Consider the following 13,964-nt stretch of genomic DNA (forward strand, 5'->3'; position numbering starts at 1 on the left):
TTTATGAGATTTAAAGAAATTAGTAACAATTTTGACAAAAAATTGAATGTAGATTAGAATCTTTCTAATTTATTTGAGCAATCGACTTAATAAAAGATTCAAATGTGTTATACTTGTGTTATTGTAAGTATATGGAGGGCGTTATAAATGCATTTTATAGCAATAAGCATTAATCATCGAACTGCTGATGTAGCACTAAGAGAGCAGGTTGCTTTTAGAGATGATGCCTTACGATTAGCCCATGAAGATTTATATGAAACTAAATCCATCTTAGAAGATGTTATTTTATCTACATGCAATCGTACTGAAGTATACGCCGTTGTTGATCAAATCCATACAGGTCGTTATTACGTCCAAAGATTTTTAGCACGTAAATTTGGATTTGAAGTAGATGATATTAAAGATATGTCAGAAGTTAAAGTGGGGGACGAAGCAGTAGAACATCTATTGCGAGTTACTTCTGGATTAGATTCTATTGTACTTGGTGAAACACAAATTCTTGGTCAAATGCGAGATGCATTTTTCTTAGCTCAAGAAACAGGTACAACAGGAACAATTTTTAATCATTTATTTAAACAGGCAATTACTTTTGCTAAAAAAGCGCATAGTGAAACTGATATTGCAGATAATGCTGTTAGTGTTTCATATGCAGCTGTTGAATTAGCTAAAAAGGTATTCGGAAAACTAAAACATAAACAAGCTGTCATTGTTGGTGCAGGGGAAATGAGTGAACTATCACTCTTAAATCTTTTAGGATCAGGAATTACAGATATAACTATTGTTAATAGAACTTTGAGTAAAGCTAAAACTTTAGCTGAAAAACATCAAGTTAACTATCAATCTTTAGATGAATTACCAACTTTATTACAACATGCTGATATTGTTATCAGTTCTACAAGCTCAGAATCATATATCATTACCAACGATATGATTGAATCTATTGCTAATCATCGTAAATTAGATTCTTTATTACTCGTTGATATTGCAGTTCCACGAGACATAGAACCAGGTATTGATGCCATTAACAATATTTTCAACTACGACGTAGATGATTTAAAAGGACTCGTAGATGCGAACTTAAGAGAACGTCAGTTAGCTGCACAAACTATTGTTGAGCAAATACCTAGTGAGATTGAAACTCATAATGATTGGGTAAATATGTTAGGTGTGGTACCAGTTATTAGAGCATTACGTGAAAAAGCAATGAATATTCAATCTGAGACTATGGATAGTATTGATAGAAAGTTACCTGATTTATCAGAAAGAGAAAGAAAAATCATTTCTAAACATACGAAAAGTATTATTAACCAAATGTTAAAAGATCCTATTAAGCAGGCTAAAGAATTAAGTAGTGATAAGAAAAGTAACGAAAAATTAGAGCTCTTTCAAAGCATTTTTGACATAGAAGCTGAAAATCCTTATGAACAAGCAAGACAGCACAAAGAAAGTAAGGCTAAAGAAATTTCGGCTCGTCGAATTTTTAGTTTTGAATAAGCATATTAATATGGTGATGATATGCAAGAAAACCTGTTTATTAGATTTCATGAAATAATATTAATTATATATTTGATAAGCATTGTTTGCTATTTTCTAGATTTTGTACGTAAAAGTCATAAGATTAGAGTATTTGGCATGTATACATTAGGGATTGTTTGGGTTTTACAAACAATCTCTTTATCTGTTTTTATTATACAAACAAAACATGTGCCATTAGGTTCTTTATTCGACGTATTTTTCTCGTTGACGTGGATTATTATTTCAATATCACTGATTTTGAATTTAATAAAAACATTAAATTTTTCTGTTTTCTTTTTAAATTTAATTGGTTTTATCCTTATGGCAATGATTACGTTTGAACCTAACAGATATCATAGCCAAGTTCAGCAAATTGCAGTAATCAATGAATTATTACTTGTTCATATAGGTTTAGCTATATTGAGTTATGCCTTTTTTGCACTAGCATTTGTAAATTGTTTACTTTATATCATTCAATATCGTAATTTAAAAGAAAAGAATTTTGATCAAAAATACTTTAGAATCGGAAGTGTAGCCACACTTGAATCTATTGTATTTTTTACAACTTTAGCAGGTTGGATTATACTCATAATTAGTATTATTTTAGGCGCTCAATGGGGTGTTTTCTCTGTAGGAGAACGAATCTTTATTGATCCTAAAGTTATCTTTTCAACTATCATTACAATATTGTATGGTATTTATTTAATATTTAGAGTGAGAAAAGTTTTCATTCAAAGATATCTTATATACTTTAATATTATTTTATTCTGTTTATGCATGATTAATTTGTTTTTTACTACTCATTTCTCATAATTAATAGTAGTTAAAATTAATAGCATTGAAATATATAATAAGATTGAGTGATTGTTTAGGAGGCAGCAAAATGCGTAAGTTAGTGGTTGGATCTCGAAGAAGTAAACTAGCCTTAACACAAAGTCAACAATTTATAGATAAGTTGAAACAAGTACGACCTGACTTAGATATAGAAATTAAAGAAATAGTAACTAAAGGTGACCGTATTGTTGATAAACAGTTATCTAAAGTTGGTGGCAAAGGTTTATTTGTTAAAGAAATCCAAAACGAATTATTCAATAAAGAAATAGATATGGCTATACATTCTTTAAAAGACGTTCCAAGTATTATTCCAGAAGGACTGACATTAGGATGTATTCCTGATAGAGAAATTCCATTTGATGCATATATTTCTAAAGATCATACTCCTCTAAGAGAGTTGCCAGAAGGAAGCATCGTTGGAACAAGTTCGTTAAGAAGAGGTGCTCAAATTTTAGCCAAATATCCACATTTAGAAATAAAATGGATTAGAGGTAATATTGATACACGTCTAAAAAAATTAGAAACCGAAGATTATGATGCAATTATACTTGCCGCTGCTGGATTAAAACGTATGGGTTGGTCAGATGATATAGTGACAACTTATTTAGATAAAGATATTTTACTTCCAGCCATTGGTCAAGGTGCATTAGGTATTGAATGTAGAAGCGATGATGCTGAATTGTTAGAGCTTTTAAAAGAAGTTCATAACGAAGATGTAGAAAAATGTGTGACTGCTGAAAGAACATTTTTAGCTGGGATGGATGGTAGTTGCCAAGTTCCTATCGGTGGCTATGCTACGATTAATGGCAGTAAAGAAATAGAATTCACAGGATTAATCATGACACCTGATGGTACTGAACGATATGAACATACTGCTATAGGTACTTCTCCAGTAGAACTTGGTAGAGAAGTTAGTCGTGTTTTAAAAGAACAAGGTGCTTATGAAATTATTAGGAAATTAAATGAAGAACAATAATCTTCGAGGTGACACTTAAAAATGAGACCAGTTGTAGTTATGACACAAACAAGTAAATTTCAAAGTGATTTGGTTGAGATTATTCATAAACCATTTATAGAAATACAATCACTTTATTTTGATGAAAACTTGTTAAAAAATAACTATGACTGGCTTATTTTTTCGTCTAAAAATGCAGTCAAATATTTTTTAAAATATATGAATTTGGTAAATTATCAAAAGGTAGCTGCAATAGGTAAAAAAACTGCTGAATATTGTCAATCATTAGATATATCAGTAGATTTCATTCCAATTGATTATTCACAAGAAGGATTTATAAATCAATTCTCAGAACACAATCAAAAGATACTTTTACCTTCAAGTAAACAAGCTAGACCGTATTTATATGATGAGTTATCAAAAACAAATGATGTAGTTAAAATTGATTTGTATGAACCTATACCTAATTATCAAAATATCAAAGAAGTGAAATCTCTAATCAATAATCACAAAATTGATGCTTTAACATTTTCAAGTTCGTCTTCAGTGCGTTATTATTTTAATGAAGACCCGATACCTAAGTTTGATCATTACTTTGCAATTGGTAAGCAAACGGCTGAAACACTTCATTCTTTTAATCAAACAGTAAAGATTGCAAATAAACAAACATTAGCGTCGATAATAGATAAAATATTAGAAAGTAGGGACAAAAATGAAATTTGATAGACATAGAAGATTACGTTTCTCTCGAACAATGCGAGATATGGTGCGAGAAACACATGTTAGAAAAGAAGATTTAATTTATCCTATATTTGTAGTTGAAAAAGATGACGTGAAAAGTGAAATTAAATCACTACCAGGTATATATCAAATAAGCTTGAATTTATTACACGAAGAAATAAAAGAAGCTTATGATTTAGGTATTAGAGCAATTATGTTCTTCGGTGTACCTAATGAAAAAGATGATGTTGGTTCTGGTGCATATGATCATAATGGTGTTATTCAAGAAGCAACTAGAATAGCTAAAAAAATGTACAGTGATTTATTAATCGTTGCAGACACATGTTTATGTGAATATACAGACCATGGCCATTGTGGCGTCATTGATGATCATACTCATGATGTTGATAATGATAAATCATTACCTTTATTAGTTAAAACAGCTATTTCTCAAGTAGAAGCAGGTGCAGACATCATAGCACCAAGTAATATGATGGATGGCTTTGTAGCAGAAATTAGACAAGGATTAGATGATGCAGGATATCAAAATGTACCAATTATGAGTTATGGTATTAAATATGCATCAAGTTTCTTCGGTCCGTTTAGAGATGCAGCTGATTCTGCTCCTTCATTTGGAGACCGTAAGACATATCAAATGGATCCTGCCAATCGTTTAGAAGCACTTAGAGAATTAGAAAGTGATTTAAAAGAAGGTTGTGACATGATGATTGTTAAACCAGCTTTAAGTTACTTAGATATTGTTCGCGATGTTAGAAATAATACTAATATTCCTGTTGTTGCATATAATGTAAGTGGGGAATATAGTATGACAAAAGCAGCTGCTTTAAATGGTTGGATTGATGAAGAAAAAGTAGTTATGGAACAAATGGTTTCAATGAAACGTGCTGGTGCAGATATGATTATTACTTACTTTGCTAAAGATATTTGCCAGTATTTAGATAAATTACCAAATGATTAATAAAGAGGAGGCAAATACAATGGGATATGAAAAATCAATTAAAGCAATGGAAGTTGCTGAAGACTTAATGCCAGGTGGTGTTAATAGCCCGGTTCGTGCTTTTAAATCAGTAGATACACCAGCTATTTTTATGGATCATGCAGAAGGTTCAAAAATATACGATATAGATGGTAATGAATATATTGACTATGTACTTAGTTGGGGACCACTTATTTTAGGTCATAAAAATAAACAAGTTATTGAAAATCTTCACAAAGCTGTAGATAATGGTACGAGCTTCGGTGCTTCAACATTACAAGAAAATAAATTAGCGCAATTAGTAATTGATCGAGTTCCATCAATTGAAAAAGTTAGAATGGTATCATCAGGAACTGAAGCAACATTAGATACGTTAAGATTAGCACGTGGTTATACAGGACGTAATAAAATAGTTAAATTTGAAGGGTGCTATCATGGTCATAGTGATTCATTATTAATTAAAGCAGGGTCAGGCGTTGCTACATTAGGTTTACCAGATTCACCTGGTGTACCAGAAGGTATCGCTAAAAATACTATCACAGTTCCTTATAATGATCTTGAATCTTTACGTCTTGCTTTTGAAAAATATGGTGATGACATTGCGGGTATCATCGTTGAACCAGTAGCAGGTAATATGGGTGTTGTTCCTCCAGTTGAAGGATTTTTACAAGGTCTAAGAGATATAACTAATGAATATGGTTCTCTGTTGATATTTGATGAAGTTATGACTGGTTTTAGAGTAGGTTATAATTGTGCTCAAGGATATTTTGGTGTAACACCTGATTTAACATGTTTAGGTAAAGTTATTGGTGGAGGTTTACCAGTAGGCGCATTTGGTGGTAAAAAAGAAATAATGGATCAAATAGCTCCTGTAGGAAATATTTATCAAGCGGGTACTTTATCAGGTAATCCTTTAGCAATGACAAGTGGCTACGAAACTTTAAGTCAATTAAGACCAGAATCATATGATTATTTCAATGAATTAGGTGACTTACTTGAAAAAGGACTAAAAGAAGTGTTTGCAAAACATAATGTTCCAATTACTGTTAACCGCGCAGGTTCAATGATTGGATACTTCCTAAATGAAGGTCCAGTTACAAACTTCGAACAAGCAAATAAAAGTGACTTAAAATTATTTAGTGAGATGTATAGAGAAATGGCAAAAGAAGGCGTATTCTTACCACCATCTCAATTTGAAGGTACATTTTTATCAACTGCACATACTAAAGAAGATATTGAAAAAACAATTCAAGCCTTTGATAACTCATTAAGTCGAATTGTAAAATAACTAACTATTTAAACATAGAAATTGAAGTTTTGAATTATTTTAAAAGAGCCATACTTTTTGCTAAGCAAATGAGTATGGCTCGTTTAATATATAGCTAGTATTGGTATAATAAAATAACGTAATTATAATAAATCCTGATACTTTAATAAAGGTAGTGTGTGAATGAAAACAATATATATAAATAACCTGATAATATTGGTATTATCTGTGTTGATAAGTTTGCTTCTAAAAGTATCACATATCTTATTGCCATTTATGTTCGGTCCTATCATAGCCGCCATTTTATGTATTAAAGTATTTAAATTAGATATAAAATGGCCATTTTGGTTAAGCCAAATCGGATTGATTTGTTTAGGTGTACAAATTGGTTCTACTTTTACTAGAACTGTAATAAAAGATATTCAAGCAAGCTGGTTTTCAATTGTAATAGTGTCAGTATTATTATTAGTATTAGCATTATTAATTGCTTATTTCTTTAAAAAAATAGCTAAAGTTAATACTGAAACGGCTATATTGAGTGTGATTCCAGGAGCATTGAGCCAAATGTTAGTCATGGCTGAAGAAGATAAAAAAGCGAACATACTAGTAGTGAGTTTAACGCAAACATCACGTATTATATTTGTAGTCATCTTAGTCCCATTAATTTCATATTTCTTTAAAAACGATCAAAGTAGTGAAGGACATATAGTTAAAGCGCAACCGCTAACTCATGTACTAAATTTTTGGCAAGTTTGTATATTAATTGTCTCCATTATTTTAGTATATTGGCTAATGACAAAAATTAATTTTCCTACAAAACAGTTATTAGCACCAATTGTTGTATTAATTATATGGAATATATCTACTGATATTACTTTTGCATTAGACAACTGGTTGCTCGCTTCTGCACAAGTAATCTATATGATTAGAATAGGCTTACAAATTGCAAGACTACTTTCAGATTTAAAAGGAAGAATTGCGGTTGCTATTGCATTTCAAAATATAATGCTCATTATAGCTGCATTTATAATGGTATGTGTATTACATCTATTCACGCATGATTCTATTAATGAATTATTCCTAGGGGCTGCTCCAGGAGGTATGAGTCAGATAGTATTGGTTGCTATCGAAACTGGTGCAGATGTAGCTATGATTTCAAGTTATCATATATTTAGAATCTTTTTTATATTATTTTTAATAGCGCCTTTAATCAATTATTTCCTAAAATATAGAGCTAGACAGCAATAAATTATAATAAGCGCATATAAATGGTGTGATTGTATACCAATTATATGCGCTTATATATTATATCTAATTAATGCTTAGGTTTTTGAGGACAGTCTTTTAAATGTGCATCATATAGACCTGCAGCTTCTAAAAATGAAAATACTGTGACTGGACCTAGAAATTTAAATCCGTATTTCTTTAAATCTTTAGAAAGTTGAGTTGCACGTTCATCAACGGTAATTCGATCTTCAGGTACTTCATATCCCAAATCTATAGGTTTACCATCAACATATGACCATAAATAGTCACTAAAGCTACCATAATCTTGTTCAATTTTTAAATAACCTTTAGCTTGGCCAATAATAGCTTCTATTTTTTTACGGTTATGAATAATATTAGGAAAATCCATTAATCTATCGACATCATCTTCAGTCATTGATGCAACTTTTTCAGGTTCAAATTGATAAAAAGCTTCCTCATACGATGCTTTCTTTTTTAATATAGTAAGCCAGGACAGTCCAGCATGTTGAGATTCTAAGGCTAATAATTTAAATAAATCTTTGCTATCATACATGGGTTGTCCCCATACTTGATCATGATATTCAATATAAATAGGATCTTTAGTACCAAAGGCACAAGGGTTCATAAAATTCCTCCTAATAGATTGACTTATGTGAATTTCCATTATACTATAATTAAGTAAATGAATATAATGTTTGGGAAGAGTAGGTTTTAATTACTTATTAGAGAGTGTATGGTTGGTGAAAATACATAGATAATTGTTACTGAAGGTAGCCCACTAAGTTCTTTTGCTGAATAGATGTATCGATAGTAGGCAAAAGCGTGTTTGAGCGTTAATCAATTCTAGAGTGCTCGAAAGTATAGGATAAGATAAAATCTTAATCTAAAATACTTTCTTGAATATAGGTGGTACCACGGAACATCCGTCCTATGATAATAGGAAGGGTGTTCTTTTTTATTTTTTGAGGAGGAAACAACAATATGGAAATGAAACCAAAATATAATCCACGCGAAGTAGAAGCGGGAAGATATGATGAATGGGTGAAAAATGGTTACTTTAAACCATCAGAAGATACAAATAAAGAAACTTACACAATAGTAATTCCACCACCTAATGTGACCGGTAAATTACATTTAGGTCATGCTTGGGATACTACATTACAAGATATTATTACACGTATGAAACGTATGCAAGGATATGACACGTTATATTTACCAGGTATGGACCATGCCGGAATTGCTACTCAAGCTAAAGTTGAAGCTAAACTTAATGAACAAGGTATTTCTCGTCATGATATCGGTCGTGAGAAATTTTTAGAACAAGCTTGGGATTGGAAAGAAGAATACGCTTCATTTATTCGCCAACAATGGTCTAAATTAGGACTTGGACTTGATTATAGTAGAGAACGTTTTACTTTAGATGATGGCTTAAGTAAAGCTGTTAAAAAAGTATTCGTAGATCTTTATAATAAAGGTATTATCTATAGAGGAGAACGTATTATTAACTGGGATCCTCAAGCGCGTACTGCATTATCTGATATTGAAGTTATCCATGAAGATGTTCAAGGTGCGTTTTATCATTTTAAATATCCATATGCAGACGGCGATGGATATATTGAAATTGCAACGACTCGACCAGAAACAATGTTAGGTGATACAGCGATTGTTGTTAACCCTAATGATGAAAGATATAAAGATGTTATAGGGAAAAAAGTTATATTACCAATTGTGGGAAGAGAACTACCTATTTTAGCAGATGAATATGTCGATATTGAATTTGGTTCTGGTGCAATGAAAGTAACACCTGCACATGATCCTAATGACTTCGAAATTGGTCAACGTCATGATTTAGAAAACATCATCGTTATGGATGAAAAAGGTCATATGAATGATAAAGCTGGAAAATATGAAGGACTTGAAAGATTCGAATGTCGTAAACAACTAGTTGAAGATTTAAAAGAGCAAGATTTAGTTATTAAAATTGAAGAGCACGAACATTCAGTAGGACATTCTGAAAGATCTGGTGCTGTAGTCGAACCATATTTATCAACACAATGGTTTGTAAAAATGAAGCCATTAGCACAACGTGCGTTAGATAATCAAAAAACTGATGATCGTATCGATTTTTATCCTCCTAGATTTGAAAATACTTTTAATCGTTGGATGGAAGAAATTCGTGATTGGACTATTTCAAGACAATTATGGTGGGGCCACCAAATTCCTGCTTGGTATCATAAAGAAACAGGTGAAATTTTTGTAGGTGAAAGTGCGCCAGAAGATATTGAGAACTGGACTCAAGATGAAGATGTTTTAGATACATGGTTCTCAAGTGCGCTATGGCCGTTTTCAACTTTAGGTTGGCCAGATACTGATGCTGATGATTTTAAACGTTATTTCCCTACCAATGCGCTTGTAACTGGTTATGATATTATTTTCTTCTGGGTAGCTCGTATGATTTTCCAAGGTCTTGAATTCACAGATCGTAGACCTTTTAATGATGTTCTATTACATGGTTTAGTTAGAGCAGAAGATGGACGCAAAATGAGTAAGTCTCTTGGTAATGGTGTAGACCCAATGGATGTTATCGATGAATATGGGGCAGACAGTTTAAGATACTTCCTAGCTACTGGTTCAGCACCAGGACAAGATTTGCGTTATTCAACAGAAAAAGTTGAATCTGTATGGAATTTTATTAATAAAATTTGGAATGCAGCACGATTTAGTTTAATGAATATTGGGGAAGAATTTAATGTTGAAGATATCGATTTATCTGGTAACTTATCTTTAGCAGATAAATGGATTTTAACTAGATTAAATGAAACGATTGCGACAGTGACTGATTTAAGTGATAAATATGAATTCGGTGAAGTAGGTCGTGCGTTATATAACTTCATTTGGGATGAGTTCTGTGATTGGTATATTGAAATGAGTAAAATACCAATGAATGGTGAAGATGAAGAACAAAAACAAATAACACGTTCTGTACTAAGTTATGTATTAGATCGTATTATGAGAATGTTGCATCCATTTATGCCATTTGTTACTGAAAAAATTTGGCAAAGCTTGCCTCATGAAGGAGAAACAATTGTTAATGCAGCATGGCCTACAGTAAACCAAGAATTAATGTTTGATGATAGTAAACAAACGATGCAACAACTAGTTGAGATTATTAAATCAGTAAGACAATCACGAGTTGAAGTTAATACACCTTTATCTAAAGCGATACCAATTATGATTCAAGCTAAAGATGAAAATATTAAATCAACACTTACTGAAAATGCTGATTACATTGAACGATTCTGTCATCCTAGTGAATTAAATATAGATGTGAATATCGAAATTCCTGAAAAAGCTATGACTTCTGTAGTATTAGCAGGCAAAGTCATTTTACCTTTAGAAGGATTAATTGATATGGATAAAGAAATTGCTCGTTTAGAAAAAGAATTAGATAAATTGCAAAGTGAACTTGACCGAGTAGATAAGAAATTAGCCAACGAAAACTTTGTAAATAAAGCACCCGAAAAAATTATTAATGAAGAAAAAGAAAAGCAAAAGCATTATAAAGAAAAATATGATGGTGTTAAAGCAAGAATTGAACAATTAAAATCATAGGAGTATGTGTCATGAATTACCTTGAAAGCCTTTATTGGATACATGAAAGAACGAAGTTTGGCATCAAACCAGGCGTGAAACGTATGGAATGGATGTTAGAAAAACTAAATAATCCTCAAGATAATATAAAAGGAATACATGTTGGTGGTACGAATGGCAAAGGTTCAACTGTGGCTTATTTAAGATCAGCATTGGTTGAGAATAATTATGAAGTAGGGACTTTTACTTCTCCTTATATCGAAACATTTAATGAGCGTATAAGTTTAAATGGCCAACCAATTACAAATGACGAGATTGTTGAACTTGTCTCTCGTGTAAAACCTGTAAGTGAAACTTTAGAACTAGAAACTGAGCTTGGTAATGCAACAGAATTTGAAATTATTACAACGATGATGTTTTTATATTTTGGAGAAATACACCCTGTTGATTTTGTTATTATCGAAGCGGGCTTAGGTATAAAAAATGATTCAACGAATGTATTTAATCCAATTATTTCTATTTTAACGAGTATAGGTTTAGATCATACTGATATTTTAGGAAATAGTTATTTAGATATAGCTAAAGATAAAGGTGATATCATTAAACCTAATACACCGATAATATATTCTGTGAAAAACGAAGATGCTTTGAAATATATTCGTGACTATGCAGTTGAACAAAATGCAACACCTATTGAACTGGATAGAGAAATTGTTGTAGTTTCTCAAGACGATGAATTTACTTATAGATATAAAGATTATGAATTAGAAACTATCATTTTAAATATGCTAGGTGATCATCAGAAAGAAAATGCTGCATTAGCAATAACTGCACTAATTGAATTAAATGAAGCAGGCATTATTGAATTAGACTTTAACAAAATGATAGATGGCATCGAAAATGTAAACTGGGTAGGCAGAATTGAACAAGTTAAAGATCAACCTTTAATGATTATTGATGGTGCCCATAATAATGAAAGTGTAGAAGCATTAATTGATACTATTAAATATTATTATGGCAGAGATCAAATTGATATATTATTTTCAGCAATTAAAGGTAAACCTATTAGTGACATGTTAGATAAATTGGAAGAAATTGCTTCTAAATTTTACGTGACTGATTTTAATTTTCCTAAAGCTTTAGCAAAAGAAGAAATCATCGAGAATAAAAACATTGAAAATGTTGAATTAGTTGATGATTATACGAAGTTTATTGAAAATTATAATGGACATGGTCTCGTCATTACTGGTAGTTTATATTTTATAAGTGAAGTTAAAGCTAGATTAAATTTTGAATAAATAAGTAAGTTGCAGTATTATCCTTATATTTTAAGAGGCTTTATTAAACTGTCGATACAAATTAAAAATTGTATCGACAGTTTTTTGTATATTAATTTTATAGAGGTTGTTTATGTATTATATAACTATTAAATAATATTTACTTATTTTATTGTTGTGATATAATGTATTTGAAAGGGGTGCTTAATGTTAGTTTATGCTTTTTTCTCTTCGATACTATTTAGTTTTTTATATCAGTTTTCGACGATAGATAAAGTACAATTACAATATTTAATATCAAGATCAACATGTGATTATTGCAAAACAACTATTAAATATATTGATTTAATTCCAATTTTTAGTTTTCTCATACTTAGAGGTACTTCAAGGTGCTGCCATAAACGTTTGAAATATAATTATATAATTGGTGAGATCCTAGCACTGCTTCCCATACCATTGATTTATTACAATGTAATCCATACTAATCCCCAAATATATTTAACAATCTATCTATTTTTATTAATTATGTCTCTCAATGATATAGATTATTTCTCTATTAATATTCATTTTTTGATTACGTTCTTACTTATATTGTTCTTCACAAATCACACTTTTCCACATTCATTTTTTTTAACTTTTATCATTAGTCATATTTGCTATTTTATTATCCATCAATATATTGGATATGGTGACATTCTTCTCTTTAATATACTCTCTTTATTTTTACCTATTGAATATATATTTTACATTGTACTTTTCACTTTCATAATTGGAGGATTCATTTCAATCTTCATTAAAATCTTCTTGAATCCCAATATCACTCGCATTCCGCTTATTCCATTTATATTTTTATCATTTATTTTTGTATCTAGTTACTTTCCACTATTGAATGATTTTTTAGGAGGAATATTTATATGAAAATCAAAGAAATGGCAACATCAGAGAAACCTAGAGAACGTTTACTTACTTATGGTACTGACACTCTATCAAATTCTGAATTGTTAGCTATATTAATTAATACTGGTAGAAAAGGGTTTTCAAGTATTGATATAGCAAATGAATTATTAAGTCATACATCGTCACTTAAAGATTTAAAAAAACTTTCTATTAAAGACTTAATTAAAGTGAAGGGGATAGGTTATTATAAAGCGATTACTTTGAAAGCAGCATTTGAATTAGGTGAAAGAATGAATCGTTTATCTCATCATGAATCCGTAAAAATAACTTGTCCAAGTGATGTAGCAGATTTAATGATGTCTAAATTAAAGGATTTAGAACAGGAACATTTTTATGTTTTATTGTTAAATTCAAAAAACGTGGTTATTAAGCAAAAATGTGTTTTTATAGGAACTTTGAACAGTTCTATCATACATCCTAGAGAAATATTTAATGTTGCAATTAAAGAATCGTGCAATGCTATGATAGTTGTTCATAATCATCCGTCAGGTGATGTGTTAACCATAGTATAATAAATAATAGTAGTTAAAGTAGTTCAGGAGGAGATGTTAAAGGGAGATTTTACTTTAAATAAAAATTAACAAGGTTTATAATTTGTAGTAC

General features: G+C 30.7%; 11 protein-coding genes, 1 pseudogene and 1 other annotated feature. Of the genes and pseudogenes, 11 read left to right on the forward strand and 1 reads right to left on the reverse strand.

Translation table 11 applies throughout. The annotated features are described in order from the left end of the window. Positions 1 to 147 precede the first annotated feature (147 nt). From hemA to N524_RS0103715, 7 genes are all read left to right on the forward strand, one after another. On the forward strand, positions 148 to 1,494 hold the full coding sequence (gene hemA, locus N524_RS0103685) for a glutamyl-tRNA reductase (protein WP_017638196.1): 1,347 nt from the start codon (positions 148 to 150) through the stop codon (positions 1,492 to 1,494). A gap of 21 nt (positions 1,495 to 1,515) precedes the next feature. Then, positions 1,516 to 2,328, forward strand: a complete 813-nt coding sequence (gene ccsA, locus N524_RS0103690) for a cytochrome c biogenesis protein (protein ID WP_026083527.1) — start codon at positions 1,516 to 1,518, stop codon at positions 2,326 to 2,328. A gap of 70 nt (positions 2,329 to 2,398) precedes the next feature. Continuing rightward, positions 2,399 to 3,325, forward strand: coding sequence for a hydroxymethylbilane synthase (hemC, locus tag N524_RS0103695; RefSeq protein WP_029055680.1), 927 nt, complete (start codon positions 2,399 to 2,401; stop codon positions 3,323 to 3,325). Between the two features lie 21 nt (positions 3,326 to 3,346). Continuing rightward, the gene (locus N524_RS0103700) at positions 3,347 to 4,027 is read left to right on the forward strand and encodes a uroporphyrinogen-III synthase (protein ID WP_029055681.1); all 681 of its coding nucleotides are present in this window, start codon (positions 3,347 to 3,349) and stop codon (positions 4,025 to 4,027) included. After that, complete coding sequence (gene hemB, locus N524_RS0103705; RefSeq protein ID WP_029055682.1) at positions 4,017 to 5,003, forward strand: porphobilinogen synthase; 987 nt, start codon at positions 4,017 to 4,019, stop codon at positions 5,001 to 5,003. Before N524_RS0103700 ends, hemB begins: the two co-directional genes overlap by 11 nt. A 19-nt stretch (positions 5,004 to 5,022) precedes the next feature. Further along, positions 5,023 to 6,309: a glutamate-1-semialdehyde 2,1-aminomutase gene (gene hemL / locus N524_RS0103710; RefSeq protein WP_029055683.1), complete on the forward strand. Its 1,287-nt coding sequence runs from the start codon at positions 5,023 to 5,025 to the stop codon at positions 6,307 to 6,309. Positions 6,310 to 6,471: 162 nt separating this feature from the next. After that, entirely contained in the window at positions 6,472 to 7,536 is a 1,065-nt protein-coding gene (locus tag N524_RS0103715; RefSeq protein WP_029055684.1) for an AbrB family transcriptional regulator, read from the forward strand. A gap of 67 nt (positions 7,537 to 7,603) precedes the next feature. Here N524_RS0103715 and N524_RS0103720 read toward each other — a convergent pair whose 3' ends face one another. Continuing rightward, a complete protein-coding gene (locus N524_RS0103720; protein WP_029055685.1) occupies positions 7,604 to 8,161 on the reverse strand; it encodes a DNA-3-methyladenine glycosylase I in 558 nt (185 codons plus the stop codon). 57 nt (positions 8,162 to 8,218) lie between these two features. Further along, positions 8,219 to 8,470 (forward strand) — a binding site (T-box leader). A gap of 47 nt (positions 8,471 to 8,517) precedes the next feature. Here N524_RS0103720 and N524_RS0103725 point away from each other — a divergent pair. From N524_RS0103725 to radC, 4 genes and pseudogenes are all read left to right on the forward strand, one after another. Further along, entirely contained in the window at positions 8,518 to 11,148 is a 2,631-nt protein-coding gene (locus N524_RS0103725) for a valine--tRNA ligase (protein ID WP_029055686.1), read from the forward strand. 11 nt (positions 11,149 to 11,159) lie between these two features. Beyond that, the gene (locus N524_RS0103730; RefSeq protein WP_029055687.1) at positions 11,160 to 12,425 is read left to right on the forward strand and encodes a bifunctional folylpolyglutamate synthase/dihydrofolate synthase; all 1,266 of its coding nucleotides are present in this window, start codon (positions 11,160 to 11,162) and stop codon (positions 12,423 to 12,425) included. A gap of 186 nt (positions 12,426 to 12,611) precedes the next feature. After that, on the forward strand, positions 12,612 to 13,322 hold the full coding sequence (locus N524_RS13145) for a prepilin peptidase (protein ID WP_081772608.1): 711 nt from the start codon (positions 12,612 to 12,614) through the stop codon (positions 13,320 to 13,322). Beyond that, a pseudogene (gene radC / locus N524_RS0103735) lies at positions 13,319 to 13,858 on the forward strand (RadC family protein); the annotation flags it as partial. The gene N524_RS13145 and the pseudogene radC, both read left to right, overlap by 4 nt. Positions 13,859 to 13,964 lie beyond the last annotated feature (106 nt).

Origin of the sequence: Staphylococcus sp. URHA0057, assembly GCF_000620265.1 — a bacterium.
GTDB lineage: Bacteria > Bacillota > Bacilli > Staphylococcales > Staphylococcaceae > Staphylococcus > Staphylococcus pasteuri.

Bases quoted from the DNA above. Each gene is read 5' to 3' on its own strand.
- N524_RS13145 (WP_081772608.1), top strand. From the start codon at position 12,612: ATGTTAGTTTATGCTTTTTTCTCTTCGATACTATTTAGTTTTTTATAT.
- ccsA (WP_026083527.1), top strand. From the start codon at position 1,516: ATGCAAGAAAACCTGTTTATTAGATTTCATGAAATAATATTAATTATA.
- N524_RS0103715 (WP_029055684.1), top strand. From the start codon at position 6,472: ATGAAAACAATATATATAAATAACCTGATAATATTGGTATTATCTGTG.
- hemB (WP_029055682.1), top strand. From the start codon at position 4,017: ATGAAATTTGATAGACATAGAAGATTACGTTTCTCTCGAACAATGCGA.
- N524_RS0103725 (WP_029055686.1), top strand. From the start codon at position 8,518: ATGGAAATGAAACCAAAATATAATCCACGCGAAGTAGAAGCGGGAAGA.
- hemC (WP_029055680.1), top strand. From the start codon at position 2,399: ATGCGTAAGTTAGTGGTTGGATCTCGAAGAAGTAAACTAGCCTTAACA.
- hemA (WP_017638196.1), top strand. From the start codon at position 148: ATGCATTTTATAGCAATAAGCATTAATCATCGAACTGCTGATGTAGCA.
- N524_RS0103730 (WP_029055687.1), top strand. From the start codon at position 11,160: ATGAATTACCTTGAAAGCCTTTATTGGATACATGAAAGAACGAAGTTT.
- N524_RS0103700 (WP_029055681.1), top strand. From the start codon at position 3,347: ATGAGACCAGTTGTAGTTATGACACAAACAAGTAAATTTCAAAGTGAT.
- N524_RS0103720 (WP_029055685.1), bottom strand. From the start codon at position 8,161: ATGAACCCTTGTGCCTTTGGTACTAAAGATCCTATTTATATTGAATAT.
- hemL (WP_029055683.1), top strand. From the start codon at position 5,023: ATGGGATATGAAAAATCAATTAAAGCAATGGAAGTTGCTGAAGACTTA.